Annotated in this window: 18 protein-coding genes; 16 read left to right on the top strand and 2 right to left on the bottom strand. The window is 40.6% G+C overall.

Annotated elements, in window-relative coordinates:
- The first annotated feature begins 231 nt into the window (after positions 1–231).
- The 11 genes from dnaK (at position 232) to AC0VZ5_RS16900 (ending at position 12885) form a co-directional block, all read left to right on the top strand.
- Entirely contained in the window at positions 232–2151 is a 1920-nt protein-coding gene (dnaK, locus tag AC0VZ5_RS16950) for a molecular chaperone DnaK (RefSeq protein ID WP_475475041.1), read from the top strand.
- 215 nt (positions 2152–2366) lie between these two features.
- The gene (gene dnaJ / locus AC0VZ5_RS16945) at positions 2367–3506 is read left to right on the top strand and encodes a molecular chaperone DnaJ (protein WP_475475118.1); all 1140 of its coding nucleotides are present in this window, start codon (positions 2367–2369) and stop codon (positions 3504–3506) included.
- Between the two features lie 101 nt (positions 3507–3607).
- Positions 3608–4069 (top strand): Cys-tRNA(Pro) deacylase, encoded by a 462-nt coding sequence (gene ybaK, locus AC0VZ5_RS16940; protein ID WP_475475040.1) that lies wholly within the window; start codon positions 3608–3610, stop codon positions 4067–4069.
- A 149-nt stretch (positions 4070–4218) separates the two neighbouring features.
- Positions 4219–4587 carry a response regulator gene (locus AC0VZ5_RS16935; protein ID WP_475475039.1) on the top strand — a complete coding sequence of 123 codons (369 nt, stop codon included), beginning with the start codon at positions 4219–4221 and terminating at the stop codon, positions 4585–4587.
- 133 nt (positions 4588–4720) lie between these two features.
- Positions 4721–4972 carry a hypothetical protein gene (locus tag AC0VZ5_RS16930; RefSeq protein WP_138607811.1) on the top strand — a complete coding sequence of 84 codons (252 nt, stop codon included), beginning with the start codon at positions 4721–4723 and terminating at the stop codon, positions 4970–4972.
- A gap of 160 nt (positions 4973–5132) precedes the next feature.
- On the top strand, positions 5133–5396 hold the full coding sequence (locus AC0VZ5_RS16925; RefSeq protein WP_010389010.1) for a CBU_0592 family membrane protein: 264 nt from the start codon (positions 5133–5135) through the stop codon (positions 5394–5396).
- A gap of 173 nt (positions 5397–5569) precedes the next feature.
- Positions 5570–7300, top strand: a complete 1731-nt coding sequence (locus AC0VZ5_RS16920; protein ID WP_475475038.1) for a sensor histidine kinase — start codon at positions 5570–5572, stop codon at positions 7298–7300.
- Positions 7293–8660: a sigma-54-dependent transcriptional regulator gene (locus AC0VZ5_RS16915; protein WP_475475037.1), complete on the top strand. Its 1368-nt coding sequence runs from the start codon at positions 7293–7295 to the stop codon at positions 8658–8660. The genes AC0VZ5_RS16920 and AC0VZ5_RS16915 overlap by 8 nt, the downstream gene beginning before the upstream one ends.
- A 174-nt stretch (positions 8661–8834) precedes the next feature.
- The gene (locus AC0VZ5_RS16910; RefSeq protein ID WP_138607817.1) at positions 8835–9791 is read left to right on the top strand and encodes a porin; all 957 of its coding nucleotides are present in this window, start codon (positions 8835–8837) and stop codon (positions 9789–9791) included.
- A gap of 11 nt (positions 9792–9802) precedes the next feature.
- Positions 9803–11278, top strand: a complete 1476-nt coding sequence (locus AC0VZ5_RS16905) for an SLC13 family permease (RefSeq protein ID WP_290168245.1) — start codon at positions 9803–9805, stop codon at positions 11276–11278.
- A 188-nt stretch (positions 11279–11466) separates the two neighbouring features.
- On the top strand, positions 11467–12885 hold the full coding sequence (locus tag AC0VZ5_RS16900) for a coniferyl aldehyde dehydrogenase (protein WP_475475036.1): 1419 nt from the start codon (positions 11467–11469) through the stop codon (positions 12883–12885).
- Positions 12886–12954: 69 nt separating this feature from the next.
- Here AC0VZ5_RS16900 and AC0VZ5_RS16895 read toward each other — a convergent pair whose 3' ends face one another.
- The gene (locus tag AC0VZ5_RS16895; RefSeq protein ID WP_010389004.1) at positions 12955–13680 is read right to left on the bottom strand and encodes a tetratricopeptide repeat protein; all 726 of its coding nucleotides are present in this window, start codon (positions 13678–13680) and stop codon (positions 12955–12957) included.
- Positions 13681–13991: 311 nt separating this feature from the next.
- On the opposite strand from AC0VZ5_RS16895, the gene AC0VZ5_RS16890 reads away from it, so the two are divergent.
- Complete coding sequence (locus tag AC0VZ5_RS16890; RefSeq protein ID WP_475475035.1) at positions 13992–14855, top strand: DUF6279 family lipoprotein; 864 nt, start codon at positions 13992–13994, stop codon at positions 14853–14855.
- 109 nt (positions 14856–14964) lie between these two features.
- Positions 14965–15978: a GGDEF domain-containing protein gene (locus AC0VZ5_RS16885; RefSeq protein WP_138607826.1), complete on the top strand. Its 1014-nt coding sequence runs from the start codon at positions 14965–14967 to the stop codon at positions 15976–15978.
- A gap of 12 nt (positions 15979–15990) precedes the next feature.
- Here the strand turns inward: AC0VZ5_RS16885 and AC0VZ5_RS16880 are convergent, their stop codons facing one another.
- Positions 15991–16929: a LysR family transcriptional regulator gene (locus tag AC0VZ5_RS16880; protein ID WP_138607828.1), complete on the bottom strand. Its 939-nt coding sequence runs from the start codon at positions 16927–16929 to the stop codon at positions 15991–15993.
- Between the two features lie 117 nt (positions 16930–17046).
- Between AC0VZ5_RS16880 and AC0VZ5_RS16875 the strand changes: the two genes are divergently transcribed.
- Genes AC0VZ5_RS16875 through AC0VZ5_RS16865 form a run of 3 tightly spaced genes read left to right on the top strand, consistent with a single transcriptional unit; the run spans position 17047 to position 22777 of the window.
- Positions 17047–18216, top strand: coding sequence for an efflux RND transporter periplasmic adaptor subunit (locus AC0VZ5_RS16875; RefSeq protein ID WP_290168232.1), 1170 nt, complete (start codon positions 17047–17049; stop codon positions 18214–18216).
- Between the two features lie 9 nt (positions 18217–18225).
- Positions 18226–21375 carry an efflux RND transporter permease subunit gene (locus tag AC0VZ5_RS16870; RefSeq protein ID WP_475475034.1) on the top strand — a complete coding sequence of 1050 codons (3150 nt, stop codon included), beginning with the start codon at positions 18226–18228 and terminating at the stop codon, positions 21373–21375.
- Positions 21368–22777, top strand: coding sequence for a TolC family protein (locus AC0VZ5_RS16865; RefSeq protein ID WP_475475033.1), 1410 nt, complete (start codon positions 21368–21370; stop codon positions 22775–22777). The genes AC0VZ5_RS16870 and AC0VZ5_RS16865 overlap by 8 nt, the downstream gene beginning before the upstream one ends.
- The last annotated feature ends 4 nt before the right edge of the window (positions 22778–22781 follow it).

The raw sequence follows: 22781 nt of genomic DNA, 5'->3' as shown, positions 1-22781 counted from the left end.
TCCTTTTGATGTTATTTACTAAATTTATATCACACACAAACTCATCAGACCAGACAATAAAGGTCCTCTTAAATAACAAAAAATGAGCAATCCTTACTCTTTTTAGGGTTATTTAGTAAATAAATTAAAAAAAATGAATTTTTTTTCATTTTTACAGTTGAATTAAGTTTGTGGCATCCCTATTAACTAGTCATCGAACGTATTAACGAATTTAGAAGTTGGAGAAGATTCATGGGTAGAATTATTGGAATCGATTTAGGTACTACTAACTCTTGTGTTGCAGTACTTGATGGTGACAAAGCACGTGTTATTGAAAATGCGGAAGGCGATCGCACAACCCCGTCTATTATTGCTTACACGCAAGACGGTGAGACTTTAGTAGGTCAACCTGCAAAACGTCAAGCGGTAACTAACCCAACAAACACATTGTTCGCAATTAAGCGTTTAATTGGTCGTCGTTTTGAAGACGAAGAAGTACAACGTGATATCGGCATCATGCCTTTCAAAATTATCAAAGCTGATAATGGCGACGCATGGGTTGAAGCGGGCGGCGAAAAACGCGCTGCACCACAAATTTCTGCTGAAGTACTGAAAAAAATGAAGAAAACAGCTGAAGACTTCTTAGGTGAAGAAGTAACTGAAGCGGTAATCACAGTACCGGCATACTTTAACGATTCACAACGTCAAGCAACCAAAGATGCTGGCCGTATTGCGGGTCTTGAAGTTAAACGTATCATTAATGAGCCAACGGCAGCTGCACTTGCATACGGTATGGATAAAAACCGTGGCGAAAACGTAGTAGCGGTATATGACTTAGGTGGTGGTACTTTCGATTTATCAATTATTGAAATTGATGAAGTTGAAGGCGAGCACACATTTGAAGTTCTAGCGACTAACGGTGACACCCACCTAGGTGGAGAAGATTTCGATAACCGTGTTATCAACTACCTAGTAGCTGAATTTAAGAAAGATCAAGGTATCGATTTACAAACTGACCCACTTGCTATGCAACGTGTTAAAGAAGCAGCAGAGAAAGCAAAAATTGAGCTTTCATCAGCACAATCTACAGAAGTAAACCTTCCGTATGTAACCGCTGATGCGTCTGGTCCTAAGCATATGAACGTGAAATTAACACGTGCTAAGCTTGAGTCATTAGTTGAAGACTTAGTGACTAAGTCAATTGAACCGCTTAAGCGTGCACTTGCTGATGCAGACCTATCTGTGAACGATATCAACGATATCATTCTAGTGGGTGGTCAAACTCGTATGCCACTTGTTCAAAAAACAGTAGCAGAGTTCTTCGGTAAAGAGCCACGTAAAGACGTTAATCCTGATGAAGCAGTTGCAGTAGGTGCAGCGATTCAAGGTGGTGTACTTGCAGGCGACGTGAAAGACGTACTGTTACTAGACGTATCACCATTATCTCTAGGTATTGAGACGATGGGTTCAGTAATGACGGCACTGATTGAGAAAAACACGACGATTCCTACTAAGAAATCGCAAACATTCTCAACAGCAGAAGATAACCAATCTGCGGTAACCATTCATGTGCTACAAGGTGAGCGTAAACGTTCAAGCGACAATAAATCTCTAGGTCAATTTAACCTAGAAGGTATTCGCCCAGCACAACGTGGTACACCACAAATCGAAGTAACATTCGATGTGGATGCGGATGGTATCTTACATGTATCTGCTAAAGATAAAGACACAGGTAAAGAGCAAAAAATCACCATTCAAGCGTCTTCAGGTTTAAGTGATGAAGAAGTTGAAAAAATGGTTCGCGATGCAGAAGCACATGCTGAAGACGATAAAAAGTTTGAAGAGTTAGTGGCTGCACGTAACCAAGCTGACGCACTTGTTCACGGTACACGTAAACAAATTGAAGAAGCGGGTGATGCACTACCAAGCGAAGTCAAAGAAGCAATTGAAGCGGCTGTTGTTGACCTTGAAGGAGCAATTAAGAGCGACGACAAAGCAGAAATTGAAGCTAAAACACAAGCACTTGCTGAAAAGTCTCAAAAACTAATGGAAATTGCCCAAGCTAAAGCACAACAAGCAGGTGGTGATGCCGGTGCAGAGCAACAACAGTCTGCTAAGCAAGACGACGATGTTGTTGATGCAGAGTTCGAAGAAGTTAAAGACGACAAGTAATTGTTACTAACGCTTCTCGCTAACCGAAAACACCATGACTACATTGCGTGTTTAAGTTAGGATGAACACCTGAGGCGCGTAGGCTAAAGCTTAACGCGCCTTTTGTATGTAAGAGATGTAAGTAAAGTGCTTTAAAAATTCAATGATAAATCGATATGATTTATCGGTTTGTCCAGCAGCTAGCGCTGCACATAGAAAAGAGTAGTGTGATAGATATGTCAAAACGCGATTATTACGAAGTCCTCGGCGTAAGCAAAGATGCGAGTGAGCGAGACATAAAAAAAGCGTATAAACGCTTAGCGATGAAATATCATCCAGATCGTACCGCCGGTGATAAAGACCTTGAAACCAAGTTTAAGGAAGTAAAGGAAGCTTACGAAATACTAACAGATTCGCAAAAGCGTCAAATGTATGACCAATACGGCCATGCTGCCTTCGAACAAGGCGGTGGCGGTGGTCACGGTGGCTTTGGCGGCGGCCAAGGTGATTTTGGTGATATTTTTGGTGACGTATTTGGTGATATTTTTGGTGGCGGCGGTGGTCGACGTCAATCTCGCCAGCAACGTGGTTCAGATTTACGTTACAACATGGACTTAAGCTTAGAAGAAGCGGTTCGTGGTAAAGACGTTGAAATTAAAGTGCCGACTTGGGTAAGTTGTGATCCGTGTGATGGCAGTGGGGCTAAAGCGGGCTCTAAACCAAAAACATGTACAACCTGTCACGGAGCTGGCCAGATACAAATGCGCCAAGGTTTTTTTGCCGTACAACAAACATGTCCAACATGTCATGGACAGGGTCAAATTATTTCAGATCCTTGTAACAAATGTCATGGTCAAGGCCGCGTAGAGAAGACCAAAACACTATCGGTAAAAATTCCAGCAGGTGTTGATACAGGTGACCGTATTCGTTTATCTGGCGAAGGTGAAGCTGGTATGCATGGCGCACCAGCAGGTGATTTGTATGTGCAAGTGTCGGTTCGTGAACATAAGATATTTGTTCGTGAAGCGAACAATTTATACTGTGAAGTGCCTATTAGCTTTACTACAGCAGGCCTTGGCGGTGAAATTGAAGTGCCAACATTAGATGGCCGTGCGAAACTTAAAATACCGTCAGAAACACAAACGGGTAAAATGTTTCGTATGCGTGGTAAAGGTGTTAAGTCTGTACGCAGTGGTGCTCAAGGTGACTTAATTTGTAAAGTGGTGATTGAGACACCAGTGAACCTTAACGAGCGTCAACGCGAGCTGCTTACTGAACTTGAAGAAAGCATGGGCAAAGATAGCTCAAAGAACCGTCCAAAAGAGCAAGGCTTTTTTGATGGTGTTAAAAAGTTTTTTGATGACCTAACTAAGTAATTATTAGGGTCAACAGAACTTAGGTAAAAACGGCGCTTCTTCAAGCGCCGTTTTTTGTTTAGTATGGTAAGTTAGCAGAAATTTATTGAGGATTTTATCAGATGACCCCAGCGATAGAACAGCTAAAAAAATCCCGAATTAAATTTGACGTACTTAGCTATGAGCACGATGTAAACAATACTAATTACGGCCTTGAAGCAGTTGAAAAGCTAAATCTTAATAGCGCTCAAGTATTTAAAACATTGGTGTTAGAAACCTCAGAACAACAACTAATTGTTGCTGTGACGCCAGTTACTCAGCAGATTAATTTGAAGCAATTGGCTAGGCTCTGCGCAGTTAAAAAAGTAATGCTGGCAGAGCCGCAAAAAGTACAGGCAAGTACAGGGTATATTTTGGGAGGCGTTAGCCCGCTTGGACAAAAAAAGCGCTTAAAAACCTACATACACTCAAGCGCATTAGACTTTGATACTATTTATGTGAGTGCAGGTAAGCGAGGGCTTGAAATTACACTCAGCCCAGCATGCTTAGCTGAGCTTATTCAGGCTTCGTTTGGTAATTTTTAAATGCTCTATTATCAAACTTGCAAAGTGTAAATAAAACTGATTATTTGCTTCAACAACTATAGTTAACTAATGTAGATACTACCTATAACAGTTTTTGTTAATTCAGTTTGATAAAAATTTGTTTGCACCTACTTTGGTTAAACATTCATATGAGAGTATTAGTTGTTGATGACATGCCATTAATGCGCCATGTGCTCATTAATATGTTGAGGCAGTTAGATTATAAAGACATTGTTGAAGCAACCGACGGTCAGCAAGCATTAACTATACTGCAAAATCAACTCATAGATTTGGTTATAACAGATTTACATATGCCAAAAATGGATGGTCTAAACTTACTTGATGCGATTAGAAACGATACTGAGCATGCTCAGCTTCCGGTACTTATGGTGACCTGTGAAGACAACTCTGAGACCGTAAAAAAGATAATTAATTCAAAGGTGTCAGGGTTTATTATAAAGCCTTTCTGTATGAATGTACTGTCGGCTCAATTAACACGTTTAGCTAATAAAGTTTAATAACACAATATTTTTTAACATAATTACCTAATCAATAATAACTCTGATCAGTAATGCTTACTCCCATCAATTTCTTTTCTATCATGTGATAGCATGTACGCCTTAGTAAACGTAAAATAACCATTGAGGTAGTATGGCTAAGCCCAATAAAAAAGGGCCTACAAAAACGGTCGATATATTTTGTTCTGCGTGCAAAGCGCCTTTATTTAAATATCGTAAAGGGGGCAAAGGGGCGTTGGTAAAATGTTTTATAGAACGAATAACCCAAGATCACACTCATACTGAATGTGTATGCCCTGGCTGCGAACGACCTTTTGCACGTCCGGCGATCATAAGAGGGACTGCCGCTTATAAAATGATAGGTGGTAAAGTCACTTTTAAATAAAGTAGCTATTTAACCTGAACTATTAAGAGGCGGACATAAGCCCTTGTGTGCTTTTTTTTCACTGGTAAACTTCGCTGGTTTTGCTGTTTCAATGATTGAAAAAAACCCTCCCCATGGATTGGGCCAGTCAGTTGGGTTTTAAATGGAAAAGGATAGACGTGTGATTGCACTTTTATTTGATATTGTTGGTATGAGTGGCACTTTTTTAGTGGTTGGTTCGTTTTTTTTACTGCAACTAAATAAAGTATCGCCAAAAAGTTTGACGTATAATTTAATGAATCTAAGCGGCGCTATTTTGTTGCTTATCAGTCTTTGTTATAACTTTAACTTAGCGAGCTTTGTGATTGAAATATTCTGGATCGCAGCCTCATTAATTGGTTTGTATAAGTACTTTAAAGACAAACCAGCGCTTGCAAAAGCGTAGACTAAGCTAAAACAGCATCCCTTTTGCAGGGAATTGAACCGTGAAATATTTTTTGTTTCACGGTTTTTTAGTTTCAGTACACTTGTTAACAAAAAGTTTCTTCTGCAAAGGCCTATAAATCGATACAATAGTGGCTATTAGTTATTATTAGCACCTTGGTGTTACAGGCGTTTATGTTCTCCATTCCTAAAAAAATTATTTTTGCTTGTATTCTGTTAGTGCTGTTGTTGGTGGTTACATTTTCATTTGGCCGCGCTTATGATTTAGGCCAAGCTAAAATTCAAGCTGACCAACAGGTCATTCAATTAAATAATTATATTGATAATGAACTCGCGCGCTTTGCAGCTATTCCTCAGCTCCTCACAGAAAATAATTTATTGATTCGTTTTACTAATAATGAATCACAACACTTTAATGCTATTAATAATTACTTGGCTGATATTCAACAAGCCAGCGGTGCCTCAGATGTATACATACTAGATCCCCTTGGCGACGTTATTGCCAGTAGCAACTGGCAAACCGACTATACGTTTTTAGGGAGTAATTTTGCATTTAGACCTTACTTTAAACAAGCTTTTGCCGGAGAGAAGGTCGCCTACTTTGCTCTTGGACAACGCTCGAAAGAACGCGGAATATACTTCTCGCAGGCTATTTACCAAGATGGCAAAGCCATTGGCGTTGTGGCACTAAAAATTAATGTCGCTAAATTTGAAAACGATCGTTCGTTATTAAATACTTCAAAAGGCAGTCATTTTTATTTGCAGCTTGCGGATAAAATTATTGCTATGTCAGATGAGCCTGCATGGCGTTTAAACACGTTTACAGAGCTTGATATTACTACACGTCGCGATATTAAACAGCGCCGTGCTTACTTAGATCATCAACCGTTACAAATAAAGCAGCAGCGCTACAAAAGTCAGGGCATTGAGCAATTTAAAATTGCTAAAGATGAATATGTTGCCGCTTCAAGACCACTGACACACCTAAATGCAACGATGACGGTATTGGTTGATATTTCAAGCATAAATGCATTACAGGTGCCCAGATTGTTATGGCTGGTGTTGTTTTATTGGGTATTTATTTTTGTCGGATATAGCTTATTGGCACGCTTTGCCGGATATAAAAAATTACTGTACTCGCGCCACAGTTTAGAACTTGAAGTATTAGAGCGCACTCAAGCGCTTGAAAAAGCGCAAACTGCACTAGTACAGTCGGCAAAATTAGCCACAATAGGGCAACTAAGTGCGGGTATTAATCATGAAATTAACCAGCCACTGAGCGCCATGAACACCTATTTGGCCAGCGCTAAAATTTTCCTCAAAAAAGGGAAACTCAATGCATTAAGTGAAAATTTAATTATTATTGAGAATTTGGTAGAGCGGGTGCATAAAATTGTGGCGCAGCTTAAACACTTTAGTAAGCCGGCGACAATGCAATTGCGACCACATCCACTGTCGGCGTTATTAAACAATGCGTTGATGATCACCCACCCGCAACTTAAGCAAGATGATGTAAACGTTAGTGCACCGCAGTTTTCGCAAGAGATCACAGTGTGGGTTGATGCATTAAAATTTGAACAAGTACTGGTTAATGTGATCACCAATGCGTCTCAAGCAATGAAAGGTGAGCCTAAACGGGAGCTAAGTTTCGATGTGGAGTGTTTTGAGGAGCGCGTTAAGCTTTCTATTTTAGATACTGGTCCAGGTATTGAACACCATGTGCTGGGCTCTATTTTTGAACCCTTTTACAGTACCAAGTCAAGTAATGGCTTAGGGCTGGGCTTATCAATATCAAAGCAAATTATTGATTCATTTAATGGTTACTTAACGGCACACAATCGCCCTCAAGGCGGTGCACAGTTTATTATTAGTTTATCAAGCATAGAGGCCCCAAAAAATGATTGAAGCCGTTGTTTGTAAGCAAGTGGTTGTTATTGATGATGAGGCGATGATCCGTGATTCGTTAAATCAGCTTTTAACCCTCGAAGGGTATGAGGTGCAGTGCTTTAGTGATGCGAGTATTGCTTTAAGCCGTTTAAGTCGCGACTTTTATGGCGTTGTCCTCAGTGATATAAATATGCCGACTATGGATGGTTTAACTTTTATTGAGCAGGTAAAAGCATTCGACAGTGAACTTCCGGTAATATTTTTAACAGGTTATGCCGATGTGTCTGTGGCGGTAAAAGCGATGCAATTAGGCGCGTATGATTTATTTGAAAAACCCCTGAACGAAAATTTATTAGATTGCATTGCCAGAGCTTTAGACAAACGTGCTTTAGTTATGGAAAACAGAGCTCTGAAGCGTGCAGTTGAAAAGACCTCCGCACCCGGTGTGCGTATTTTAGGCGAGACCCTTAAAATGCAGCACATGATGAACTTACTCAATACAGTGATTGATACACCTGCAGATGTATTAATTGAAGGTGAAACTGGTACAGGTAAAGAATTGGTTGCCCGTTATTTACACGATCATAGTAACCGTTCCAGCTGTCAGTTTGTGGCTATTAACTGTGGTGCGGTGCCTGAGCAACTAATAGAAAGCGAATTGTTTGGTGCTGTTAGTGGTGCATATACTGGCGCAACACAAGATCGCAAAGGCAAGTTTGAGTTTGCGCAAGGCGGCACCGTTTTTTTAGATGAAATTGAAAGCACTCCCTTGTCACTACAAGTTAAATTACTTCGGGTGCTTGAAGAGCGAAAAGTTACCCCCGTGGGTGCAAATAAAGCCATCGAGCTTGATATTCGAATTGTCGCGGCCACCAAGGTCGATTTACTTTCGTTGGTAGAAAAAGGTGAGTTTAGAGCCGATTTATATTATCGATTGAGTTTAGTTAAAGTCAGTATTCCCGCATTAAGAGACAGAAAAGCCGATATTCCTTTGTTGTTTAAGCATTTTAGCTCTATTGCGGCCACTCGTTTTCATAAACCTTTGGGTGCGCTTAATATTGAGTTACAACAGCGCCTACTTGCGCACGACTGGCCAGGTAATGTTCGTGAATTAAGAAATCAGGCTGAACGAGCGGTATTACTTGGCCCCGATCTGGCTTTTGCACAGAGTGACTCAAGCAGTAGTGGCTCGTCGTTATCATTGGATTTAAGCCTTGTAGAAAAGGTCAGCTTTTATGAGCAGTCTTTAATTGAAGAAGCCTTAGAACTTAATCATGGCAGTATTAAAGACACCATGGCAACGTTGCAAATCGCGCGCAAAACCCTCTACGATAAAATGAGTAAATATAACCTTAATCGAGATATGTTTACCGATTAGTGGGTGGAAATGGTGATAGTAGGTATTTAAAGTGTGTGGAAATCCGCACATTTTAAAGCTTTTTATCATGGTCTTATTTTTTAAGTCACTGAAATTTATTGTTATTATCTAGTTGGTCATGTTCTTGCTCTACAGTTGTAGACAACAAGTAACATCACATAATTAGGATACATAATGAAAAATAATCTATTCCAAGGTTCAGTACTTGCTGCGTTATGCAGTGCTGCCACACTACCTGTAACAGCGTTTGCTGCAGATTACACTGTGTATGGTAAAGCCGAAGTACAAATTGCCAACACCGATACTGGCATTATGCGTTACGCAGATGAAGGCACACAAATAGATGCCCCTTTTTCGCGTATTGGTATTAAAGGTGACCATAAATTAAATGAATATTTTACTGCCGTATTTAAATACGAGGTTCAAGTAAAAGGCTTTGAACATGATGATACCAATGAGCCTTTTGCAGCACGTAATACTTACCTTGGCCTAAAAGGTGCGTTTGGTGAAGTAGTCGTAGGGCGAAATGACACGCGTTTTAAATACTCTGAAGGTAAACTCGATAACTTTAACGAAACCCAAGCTGATATTTCACAAGTTATTGCCGGACAAGATCGCTTAGGCGATACCATTACCTATACCTCTAAGTACTGGCACAATGCACAGTTTTCATTTACCTATGCGCCAAAAGATGACAACAAAGACAATGAAGCGGGATTTGCTGCAACCCTTATTTATGGTGATCGTAGTTTAAATAAAACTCCTTACTCTATTTCAATAAGCCATGTTGACTCGCTTAATAACATTAAAGCAAGTCGTATCGCAGGCGTGTATAAATTTGAAAAACTACAATTAGGTGCGTTATACCAGCACTCAGAATCAATTGATGGTAGTAAATCAGGGAATGGTTACGTGTTAAGTGCAAGCTACAAGCTCGACAAATGGGTACCTAAAGTTCAATTTGCAAAAGATGATTCAAAGCTACGTCAAGCATCAGACGCAACTCAGTGGACTACTGGTGTAGACTACATTTTTGACAAGCAAACTACCGCTTACCTTTTATATACTGACCTCGACCTAGAAGAAAATGCTGATAACAGTGTTGCACTTGGTCTTAAATATAAATTTTAAAGGCTGTTAAAATGACAAAACGTATTTTAGAAAATAACGCCAATAAAAAGCCGTTTATGCAATGGCTGTTATTGTTACTTGGTCCGTGTGTAATGTTATTGACCTGCTTAGTTGAGCCGCCAGTAGGAATGTCGGCTGCTGCATTTAAAACTGCAGGCTTAGCATTTTGGATGGCATCGTGGTGGGTAAGTGAAGTTGTGCCCATTCCTGCTACTGCATTACTTCCGTTAGTGATTTCACCTATAGTAGATATAGCGGCTATAAAAAGTGTTGCAGCTCCTTATGCGCATCCGCTGATCTTTTTATTTTTAGGCGGTTTTTTAATCTCAATTGCTATGGAACGTTGGGGATTACACAAACGAATTGCATTAAGAACTATGCTTTATGCCGGTAAAAAACCAAGCTTACAAATTTTAGCCATGATGTTAGTGACTGCATTTTTATCAATGTGGATGTCTAATACCGCTACCGCAGTAATGATGTTGCCTATTGCCTTATCTATCACTCATTTAGTTAAAAGCTCAGATCCTAGTAATGAGGGGTTTGGTAAAGCACTTTTACTATCTATTGCTTATGGCGCGAGTATTGGTGGTATTGCTACTTTAATTGGTACTCCTCCAAATGCATTAATGGCTGCGTACCTATCAGATAGCTACCAGATTGAAATTGGCTTTGCCCAGTGGATGATAGTTGGTGTGCCATTAGCACTTGGCATGTTAATCATCAGCTGGATTTGGCTAACTAAATTTACCTACAAGGTTGATGCGAATGTGCAAGCAAACAAGCGAATTGACACTAAAGCGGTATTTTCTTCGCAGCTAAAAGACCTAGGACTCATGCAACGTGCTGAAAAGGGCGTGTTGTTTGTGTTTATGTTTGCGGCTATTTGTTGGATATTTAGACCATTACTAGGTGATGTGACCGGCCTTAAAATTTCAGATACGGGTATTGCAATTGCAGCCGCATTATTATTATTTGTACTACCTGCAAATAAAGGCAGTGATGAGCGAATTTTAGATTGGGAAAGTGCAGCTAAAGTACCTTGGGGTGTGTTGCTTTTATTTGGGGGGGGCTTGACACTAGCCTCGCAAATTAAATCATCAGGATTAGCCGATTACATTGCCAACATGATTGAGGGTGCCAGTGCAATTCCTTTAGTTATGAGCATTCTTGTGGTGGTGGCACTCATTACTTTCTTAACGGAAATTACCAGTAATACGGCAACAGCCGCAGGCTTTTTACCATTATTGGGGCCTGTTGCTGAGTCTGTAACTGGCAGCCCGTTAGTGTGGGTTATTCCAGCTGCGATTGCGTGTAGTTGTGCGTTTATGATGCCAGTAGCCACACCACCCAATGCGATTGTGTTTGGCTCGGGTGAAATTAAAATGAAAGACATGATCCGTGCTGGCTTTGTGTTAAATATTGTCGCTATAGTTTTAATTACCTTAGTAACAATGACCATAGCAGCCCAGGTTTTTGGCTTTTAATAACCCACTTTAATCAACTAACAAAACAGATAACCGATGCACATAAAAGCTGTGCATCGGTATGAGTTCCAACCAACCTTATGAGTGTTTTTGCAACGCTTTTCATTATGTTGCAAAACCACTCTTTATTGCTCGTGTGACAGATCAAGGTTATAGTCTTGAAAACGTTATAAATCGAGTAGCCTATTTTGATCACTGACACATTATCTACAGGGTCTTTGCGTTCACAATTTAATGAACTAAAGCACTCTTTTGAAGACACCCCTTATTTACCTATTGAGCAACGCCTTGCTTTACTTAAGCAAGTACGCGCTAACATTGTAACGCTAGAGCAAGACTTGATTGCAGCGGTATCCAAAGATTTTGGTTACCGAACGGCCTTTGATACCTTAGTAGGTGATATTTTGCCTACCATGCAGGGGCTTGCACATATTATTAAAAAGTTACCTCGCTGGTCTAAGCCTAGTCACCGCAGCCCTGGTTTGAGCTTATGGCCCTCAAAAGTAAGTGTAACCTATCAGCCTATTGGCGTGGTGGGTGTGATTGCACCGTGGAACTATCCTATTCAATTGGCATTGGTGCCGGTTATCACCGCGATTGCAGCGGGCAACAGGGTTATGCTAAAGCTCAGTGAATTTACGCCTAATACCAATGCGGTTCTTGAAAAAATATTTATAGGTGAATTAAGCCAACACTGCACCATTATTCAAGGTGGCAGCGAGGTGGCAAGTGAGTTCTCATCATTACCCTTTGCACATTTATTATTTACTGGCTCAACAGCGGTCGGTAAGTTGGTGATGGGCGCAGCGAGTAAAAATTTAACACCAGTCACTTTAGAACTAGGCGGAAAATCGCCAGTCATTGTTTTAGAAAATGCGGACGTAAATAAAGCCGCGAGTGCTTTATTATTTGGAAAAATGGCCAATGCAGGGCAAATATGTGTGGCTCCTGACTACGTATTTGTTCCTAAAGCATTAGAACATCAGTTTATTAAAGCTTTGTGTACACTTTATAAAAAGCATTTTAAACAAGGTGTTGAAGGTAAAAACCTGACCTCTATTATTAGTCCTGCTCACTATCAACGTCTGCTAGGTTATTTAGAGCAAGCGCAACAGCAAGGCGCTAAAATAACAAAGCCGCTTGAGCAAAATCAACAAGATGCTGAAAAACACCGGATGGGTCTGCATATTGTGACGCACGTCACCGACGAGATGCAATTAATGCAAGAAGAGTTATTTGGGCCTATTTTACCGATTATGAGTTATGACAAATTAGATGATGCGCTTAATTATATTCGACTACGCGATCATCCATTAGCGGTTTATATTTTGGGCCAAGACAAGCAAGCGCAACAGTACATTATTAAGCAAACACTTAGCGGAACCGTTGCCGTTAACGATACATTAATACAAGTAGCTGCCGATGATGTACCATTTGGCGGGGTGGGTTATTCAGGAATGGGGCATTATCATGGCAAAGAAGGCTTTTTAACCTTTAGCCATGCAAAAAATACCTTAGTATCAGGTTCGTTTAATCCGCGTATAGGTTTATTACTCAAACAAAATAAATTACTGATCAAAGTGCTAAAGTGGCTTTATGTAAAATAGCCTGTAGTACTTAAAACAAAAAAGCTGAATGAATCACTTCATTCAGCTTTTTTTAGTTATTTTATTTGCTTAAAACATTCGCCCTTCACCTGCATAAGTACCCGCTAAAATTTTATTATAAATAGCATCGGCTTTTTCTTTAGCTTCAGCGACTTCTTTAGGGAGCATAGTGCGTTCATCAAGTTTACGACTGTGGCTAGCTTGCATGTTACCGTTGTACTCAGCGATGGTATTCCACACATACGACATTTCAAGGTTTTTTGGCATTCCTAAGCCTTCAAAATACATCAAGGCTAAATTAAATTGTGCAAGCGTGTAATTATTAGCGGCGGCTTTTTCATACCATGTTCTGGCAGCTTTATAATCTTGGCTCACGCCATCGCCGTTGGCGTACATTACCCCTAAGTTATACTGTGCTGCAGGGAGGTTTTTATTGGCTGCTTTCTCAAATAAGCTAATAGCCATTTGTTTGTCTAACTTTACGCCGTTGCCTTCATCATACAAAACCGCAAGTGCAAACATTGAATCTACATGATTTTTTTTAACTGCTTGTTGGTAAAGCTCTGCAGCTTTGTAGTAGTCGCGAGTAACTCCATGTCCGCCTTCGTATAACTTACCTAGTTCGTAAATACCTGGGGCATAGCCTTTGTCTGCAAGGTAATTAAACTCTTTTAGTGCTTCCTCAAATTGACCTGCGTTTGCTGCTATTATGCCTTCCTCAAGCCCTGCATAAGCATAAGGTGTAGCAAGTATAATGCCCGCAAAGAACATTGCTTTTAAATTAGACTGTGACATATGCATGTCTCCAAATTAGTTATCGTTGTCGGTAAGCATCATAACGGTTAATCATTTACTTATTACTCGAGTAGGTAATAAATTATGAGCTAAATCAATAACGCCAACGTTTATAAATTAGATATACAAACGTATTAACAAGTAGTTTTAACTATAGCTCAAAAATTCTAAACTTAAGCACATAGCTATGATATAAATTGCGTTAGCTTGCGATTCTATAGAAAAATAAAAAAAATAAAAGCAAGCAGTAGCTTACATAATTACTTATGATGATTTTTGGCAACTAAAGCATCATACAACGGGGTCTTTTCATGTTAAATAATTTAAAAAATATAAAACTAAGTAAAATTATTTTTATAACCAGTTTGTTATTTATTGCCAGCTGTTCAACGTCATTTGCCTATAACAACCTAGGTTGGTTATCGTCATTTTGGATTGATGATTACGTTGATCTGAATAAAAGCCAATCTAAGCAGTTAAAAGCGATTATTAACGATACCCGAGATTGGCATCGTGAAGTTGAATTACCAAAATATAAAGCCGATTTACTCGACCTAAGACAATTGCTAAACAATGAAGCCGATACTGCGCAGTTGATGGATAAAATAACCCAAGTGAAGCAGCATTGGCGAAACTTGCTGTTGCATACTAGTGCCCCTTTAATTAAGTTAGCGCTGACCTTAACCCCATCACAGCGCAGTGAAATGGTAGAAAATATTCGCGAGCAAATTAATGATGAAATCCAAGAGCACGCTTCATTAACTAAAAAGGAGCACCAACAGCAACGCTTAGAGAGACAACTAGATTACTACAAGCAGTGGCTTGGCAAACTCACTTCTGAGCAGCAAACGCTCATATCACAAGCCAATAGTGAGCATACCCCTACCAGTGATTTATGGTACGACTATAAATTAACTCGTTTAGCCGCACTTGAAGCCCTTTTTAGCCAGCAAACACTTAGCGAGGCAGAGTTTACCCAGCAATTACACACCATTATCACTGATCGTGAGCAATATATGAGTAATGAGCTGCGTGAGCTAAATGAGCAAAACTTAAAAGCTTATGCGCATTTGCTACTCAAGTTAAACAAAACGCTGAGCGCTAAACAGTTATCGCATGTTGATGAAGAATTTGCAGATTTAGTGGGTACTGTTAATGAATTGATTATGGAATAAACGTTTCACTAATTCTTTTGGCTTGTTTTTTCTGAATCGTTTAAGCTTAAAATTGTGATTTTTGCATTTCATTGTTAACATAAGCTATCAAAAATATTTTAAGATATCTATGGATATAGCTGCACTTAATAGTACAAAAACGCTACGTAAGCACGTTCTTAAGTGGATGTGTATTTGTTTTGGTTTTTTGTCATTGGTGTTTGCCGGTTTTAATTTATTGGTAAATAATTTACCCCTTGTTGGTGGTCTCGAAGTCGGCTTTTCCTTGTTATGCTTATATATATTTAAGCACTCGCAAAAACATTACCCTAAGCGCTGGCATGCCATTACCATGTGCTTAACTATCTCTTTAATTGTGTTATGTGGCACCTACTTAGCCCCCCCTAAAAACGGCCTGTTTTTGTGGACATTTATTTTACCTATTCTTTACTACTTACTGCTTGGTAGACGTTACGGGTTATTTTTGTCTGCGGCATTACTTGTTTTACAGCTGGTGGTGTTATCTCAAAAACTGCCACATTCATCGTTTTCAGCATTTAACATAGGACTTAACTTATTATTTGTATACATAAGCATATGGGCTATATCTCATGTTTTTGAAGGTAATAGAGCTGATTTTTCGAAGCGTTTGAAAAATTTAGCGTTACTCGATCCCCTTACTGGGGCTGGTAACCGTTTATCAATGAACCAGTTTTTTGAGGTAGAGATTAAAGATAAATCACAGCTTTACTTATTTTTACTTGATTTAGACTACTTTAAACAAATTAATGATCAGTATGGGCACGATGTTGGCGATAAAGTGCTGGTTGAGCTAGCTACATTATTGCGCGGCACTTTTGCAAAAGGGTATGTGTTTAGAGTCGGAGGTGAAGAGTTTTCACTAATGAGCAACTTTGATAGTCCGCAAGCAGCTTTAGCAATGGCAGAAAAGTTAAGACTCGCAATACAAAATAAGCACATAGTCGCTAATGGTGAAACCATTAATTTAACCGCCAGTTTAGGCGTTGTACAATACCAGCAACAAAGCCTAAGTGAACTAATCGACTTGGCCGATAAGCAGCTTTATAAAGCTAAAGAGACTGGTCGTAATGGGGTCTGCACTGATATTTTAGCGCTGGCTTAAGTTTTATAGCGGCTAATACATTTGTTCAAAGTCTGGAATACTGTTTTCCCAAATCGGTCTTTCTTTACCAATATATTCGCGTACGGCATCAAAAAATAACCGGGTTCTTACCGGTAAATCACGATGTGGGTATACCGCATACATAGCACTGTGCTCCATTAATTTAAGATCCGTCAATAAAGGCACCAGTTGTCCATCAATCACTTCTTTATCTAATATAAACGCGGGGGCTAAAACGTAAGTGGTTCCGGAGAGTGTTTTCATTAATAGTGCTTCAGCATCATTGGCTCTAAATACACTTTTAATTTTTTGTTCGCATTGTTCACCAAGGTGGTTGTAGTAACTTACTCCATCAACTCGCAGTGAACTACTTGCGTAACTAGCGGCGGGTAATTGTGCTAAATCAGTTATGTTTTTCGGCATTCCATAGGTTTCGATAAATGCAGGGGAAGCTAAAAGTAATAAACGATTACGCGCAATCTTTCGAGCAATTAAAGAGGAGTCTTTTGGCTCACCCACTCTAAATGCCAAATCAAATCCTTCTGAGACAATATCCACAAGCCGATCATCTAAACGAAGTTCTACTTCAACTTGCGGAAAACGCTTTTGAAAATCGTTAATAACAGGCTGTAAATAACGCCGACCGATTAAAGTAGATGAGGTAATTTTTAATACGCCACGAGGTTCTAAGTGATAATTCTCTGCCATACGCAGGGTATCGCCGAGTAGGCTTCGTAACTCGTCCGCTTTTTTTATCATTTCAGCGCCTGCTGCGGTAAGTGAAAACGAACGGGTGGTTCGATTTAATAGCCTCACGCCTAGCTCATCTTCTAAACGACTAATTTGTTTAGAAATCACGGAACGATCAATGTTGCGTATTTCAGCAGCTTTAGCAAATGATCCCTGCTCAACCACTTCAAGCAGCATTAAGAGTCGGCTTGTTGTATCCATTATTGCACCATTGTGTCACTTTGATGCCATTTTGGCACTAATGAATTTAAAAATCTATTGTTTTTGTCAACAAGTATGTTCCGTATTATGTATCGCCTAATTAACAGGAGCGTCGTTATGAACAAACACTTAGTTGCTACAGCCTTATCTGTTGCATTAATTACTCTGACCGGTTGTGCTGAAGAAAGCACAGCGCAATCAGCACCCGCACAACAATATCAAGCTATTGATGTAGCCCAAGTCCTGGTCAAGCCTGTACAAAGTTGGCATACCTATACAACGCGCTTAGAGTCACCGCAAAAAGTGGCATTAATGCCGCGTGTATCAGGCATTATTGAGCAAATTGAATTTAAAGAAGGGGATGCTGTTAAACAAGGTGATGTGTTATTTCGCCTTGATGATCGTTCATTTAGAGCCACGGTAGCTAGTTTACAAGCTCAGGTTAAAAGTGCACAAGCGGCTCTTGAACAAGCAAAAAGTGAAGCATCACGTGCAGTGCGTCTAACTGAGCGTAAAGCAATTTCTACAGAACAAGCGCAAGCTCGTACCTCAACGTTGCGTCAGCGTGAAGCACAACTTGCTGCACTTAAAGCGCAGCTTAAAGCCGCAGAACTTGATTTAGAGTTTACCTCTGTGGTTTCACCTATTGATGGAATTATCTCTCGCGCAAACATCACTAAAGGTAACAACGTCCTTGCCGGGCAAAGCGTGCTCACTTCAATTGTTTCAAATGACAAAATGTATGCTTACTTTGATGTCGACGAACGTACTTGGAACAATGCATTTGATGATGTTACTGCATCAAGCAAGCAACCTGTCGTTATGCAAAAAGTAGGGCAGAGTGATTTTAATTACAACGGCCACATCAACTTTATAGATAACCAAATTAATGCTTCTACTGGCACATTACGTGTACGAGCGGTATTTGAAGATCGTAGTAACGAGTTACGCTCAGGCTCTTTTGCACGGATTAAATTGGCTGCCAATGCAATACGCGAAGCCGTCATTATTCCAGATAGAGCTATTGGTACTGATTTAAAAAATCGTTTTGTTCTTACTGTGGGCGAAAATAATGTACTGCAATATAAATTGGTTACTGTCGGTGAGCGCTATGGCGCATTACGTGCCATTACCTCTGGCCTTGAACAGGGTGATGTGATTGCCGTGAATGGGCCAGCTCGCGTAGGGCCGGGCATGCCAATATCACCAAATAAAGTGACAATTAATACCCAAGGTGTGGCATTTACACTCACTGCTAACCCTGCCGATTTAGTTGCTAAGCAATAAGGTTATTAAATGAAATTTTCACACTTTTTTATCCAGCGACCGATTTTTGCGGCTATGCTGTCGCTGATTATTTTGATTGCAGGTGGCATTTCTTTATTTCAGTTGCCAGTGAGTGAATACCCAGAAGTTGTACCACCTACAGTGGTAGTAACAGCCAGTTACCCGGGCGCAAACCCAACGGTTATTGCACAAACAGTGGCAACACCGCTTGAACAAGAAATAAACGGCACTGAAAACATGTTGTATATGTTTTCACAAGCGACCAGTGACGGGCGCATGACTTTAACCGTAACATTTGCCTTAGGGACGGATTTAGACCGTGCTCAAGTACAAGTGCAAAACCGAGTAAATAGTGCATTACCGCGCTTACCACAAGAGGTACAGCGTTTAGGGGTAGTTGCTGAAAAGTCATCACCCGATTTAACCATGGTGGTGCATTTATATTCACCCCAGAATAGCCATGATACGGCGTATTTATCAAATTATGCCGATTTAAACATTAAAGATGAAATAGCACGTTTACCTGGCGTGGGTGATATTCAGTTATTTGGTGGTGGTAAATATGCTATGCGTGTGTGGTTAAATCCAGATGCATTAGCAGCACGTGAGCTTACAGCAACCGATGTTGTGGCTGCTTTGCGCTCGCAAAATCAGCAAGTTGCAGCGGGTAGCTTAGGTGCTCAGCCAATCTCTAACGATAGCCAATTTCAAATTTTATTAAACGTGAAAGGCCGCCTAAACAGCATTGAAGAGTTTAAGCAGGTCATTATTAAAGTCGGTGAGCAAGGGCAACTTACGCGTTTGTCAGATGTGGCGCGTGTTGACTTAGGCCAAGACTCTTACTCACTGCGTGCTGAACTTGATAATCAACCTGCATTGGCAATGCCAATATTTCAACGCCCGGGTTCAAATGCCATTGAGCTTTCAGATCAGGTGCGTGAAACCATGGCACGTTTATCGAAAGACTTTCCTGAAGGTGTTGAATACGACATTGTTTATGATCCAACTGTGTTTGTTCGCGGCTCTATTGATGCGGTAATAGCGACATTGCTTGAAGCAATCGCATTGGTTGTTATTGTAGTCATTGTATTCTTACAGACGTGGCGCGCATCTATTATTCCGCTTATAGCTGTGCCAGTTTCACTCATTGGTACTTTTGCTGTAATGCAGTGGCTTGGTGTTTCTATTAATACCTTATCGCTATTTGGTTTAGTACTGGCTATAGGTATTGTGGTTGATGATGCGATTGTAGTGGTCGAAAATGTTGAACGAAATATAGAAAACGGCTTATCGCCGCTTGAAGCAACACGCGTTGCAATGACAGAGGTAACCGGCCCAATTATTGCGATTGCATTGGTATTGTGTGCGGTATTTATTCCAACGGCCTTTATTACTGGACTTTCTGGACAGTTTTATAAGCAATTTGCTTTAACCATAACTATTTCAACAGTTATTTCAGCGTTTAACTCACTGACATTGTCACCGGCGCTAGCAGCCTTATTGTTAAAATCGCACGACGCAAAACCAGATGCGTTTACCCGCTTATTAGATAAGTTATTTGGTCGCTGGTTATTCAAGCCATTTAATCGACTGTTTAACCGTGGTGCAACAGGGTATGAAAAGCTAGTACAAAAGCTTATTCGTATGAGCGTGGTGGTAATGGTTGCCTATGTTGCTTTAGTTGGCGGTACGATTAAGCTGTTTGACGCGGTGCCTGGTGGCTTTATACCACAGCAAGATAAGCAATACTTAGTTGCCATTGCGCAACTACCAGATGCAGCAAGCTTAGACAGAACTGAAGCGGTAGTAAAACAAATGCAGCAAATAGCGCTCGAGGTTCCTGGTGTTGCAAACACCGTGGCGTTCCCTGGCCTATCTGTAAATGGGTTTACTAATAGCCCTAACAGCGGCATTGTGTTTACACCATTGGCGCCTTTTGCAGAGCGAACCGATCCGAGTATGTCAGCTTCGGCTATTGCGGCTCAGTTAAACCAACGTTTTGCGGCAATTGATGAAGCGTTTGTGGCTGTATTTCCGCCACCACCAATTCAAGGCTTAGGCACTACAGGTGGTTTTAAACTGCAAATTGAGGATAGAGCTAACAAAGGCTTTGAAGCATTATTTAATAGCTTGCAATCAGTGATTGCCGCGGCGCAAAAAGATCCGGCATTAATGGGGCTGTATTCAAGCTTTAGAATACAAGTGCCGCAAATGGATATTGATATTGACCGCGAGCAAGCACTTATCCAAGGTATTGCACTTGATGAAGTATTTAACTCATTGCAGATTTATTTAGGCTCAGTGTATGTAAACGACTTTAATATGTTTGGTCGTACTTACCAAGTTAATGCCCAAGCAGATGCCGAATTTAGGGTAGACCCAGAGCAAATACTAAACCTAAAAGTACGTAATCGTGCAGGTAACATGGTGCCACTAGGCTCAGTGCTTACGGTAACGCCAACTATAGGCCCAGATCGTGTTATGCACTACAACGGTTACCCAAGTGCTGAACTTAACGGCAGCCCAGCGCCAGGTTATAGCTCAGACCAAGCGCAAACAGCGATTGAAAATGTACTGGCGAAAACGCTACCTACTGGTATTGAATATGAATGGACTGAGGTAACGTATCAGCAAGTACTTGCCGGCAATACTATGGTGTACGTGTTCCCACTGGTGGTATTGCTTGTGTTTATGGTACTGGCTGCACAGTATGAAAGCCTACGTTTACCATTGGCCATTATTTTAATTGTACCTATGACTATATTCTCTGCGTTATTAGGGGTGTGGTTTGTAGGCTCAGATAACAATATATTTACCCAAATAGCGTTAATTGTACTGGTGGCACTGGCCTCTAAAAACGCCATTTTAATGGTGGAATTTGCCAAAGATAAACACGACACCGGATTATCGCACCTTGAGGCTATGTTGGCAGCGTGTCGCATGCGTTTACGTCCTATTTTAATGACCTCAATTGCCTTTACCGCGGGTGTTATTCCGTTAGTGTTGGCAACCGGTGCCGGTGCTGAAATGCGTCATGCAATGGGTAACGCAGTATTCTCAGGTATGATTGGTGTGACTGTATTTGGGCTATTATTTACGCCAGTGTTTTACATGCTGGTGGTAAAACAGCAGCGCGCTGAGGAGTCTTCAAATGACTAAATTACATTTAAATCAATTTAAGATGCCGGCATTTTTAGGTTCTGTGTTAGCGATTGCAGTGTTATCTGGCTGTGCGAGCAAAATAGATACAGCAGCTGAGCAACAACAAGTAAACGAGTTTGTTGCTCAAGCAATATCAGCAGAGCAGTATGTTGGTGAAGATGAGCAAAACTGGTGGTACAAGCTAGGTTCAGCGCAATTAAACCAGCTTGTTAGTAATGCTTTGGCTAATAACTACGACTTACAAACGAGTCAGTTAGTGCTTAAAAGTGCGTTGGCACGTATTGGTGAACAACAAGCACAATACTTACCGCAAGGCGGTGTTGAGGTTGGCGCTAAACGAAGTGGACTAGGCGATACCAATAGCCGACAATCAAGTGCAAATGTTGCACTTGATTGGCAGCTCGACTTATTTGGTCGAATAACTGCACTGGTTGATGCCGCAAATTCACAAGCTATGAGCCAAGCAGAGCAAGTTAGGCTATTACAAATTGAAATTGTGTCATCTGTGGTTAAAGGGTTTGCCAGCTATCAGGGCAACCTGCAAAAGCAACAAATTATTGAAATGCAAATAGAAGCACTTGAACAAAGCATTCAAGTGCTGCAGGCGCAAGTAGATGAAGGTGTGGCAAATGAGCTTGATTTAAACCGCACCATGGCGCAACTTAGGCAGCAACAAGCGCTCATTCCGGCGATTGAATATGCTAAGTTTCGTGACTTATCTACGCTGGCGGTATTAAGTGCACAACCAACGCAATCACTGAGTATTAAAGATGAACGTGCTGTATTGAGCAAGGCATTTCAAGTGTCACTAGCAAAGCCAAATCAGGCTATTGCACTAAGGCCTGATATTAGCCGAGCATTATATGACTTTAGCCAAGCAAATAGTTTAAGTGTGGCAGCCAGTAAAGCTCTATTACCCGATATCAGCTTAAGTGGTTTTGCGGGCGTACTAAGTCTGGGCAGTAATGGTTTTAGCGACACCCAGCAGCAGTGGCAAGTTGCACCGCAAGTACAATGGTCTTTATTAAGTTATCCTGCTTTGTTGGCTCAGCGTGATGCGCAGCAATTTTTAAGTCAAGCTGCTTATACTGACTATCAACAAGTGGTGTTAAAAGCGATTAACGAGAGTGAACTTTCATTGCAATACTTGGTCAATCAAGCACAGCAATCGCGTTTTGCTGAGCAGCGGTATCAGTTTGCTAATAATGCATTTTTACAAGCGCAAGCAATGTATGAAGAAGGGCAAATTCCTTACTTAGAGTTGTTAGATGCACGTCAGGATGTTTTAATAGCACAAGAAAATGCCGTTGATTCAACTATTTCATCGTTATTGGCTAAGGTAAATGCTTACCAGTCATTTAATGGACGATGGAGTTACGCGTTAAGTAATACTAACTAGTAGA

The organism is Pseudoalteromonas sp. QJM3NY_12, from assembly GCF_056173165.1.
The sequence above is the reverse complement of the archived record's forward strand: the minus strand, read 5'-3'. Positions and strand labels throughout refer to the sequence as shown.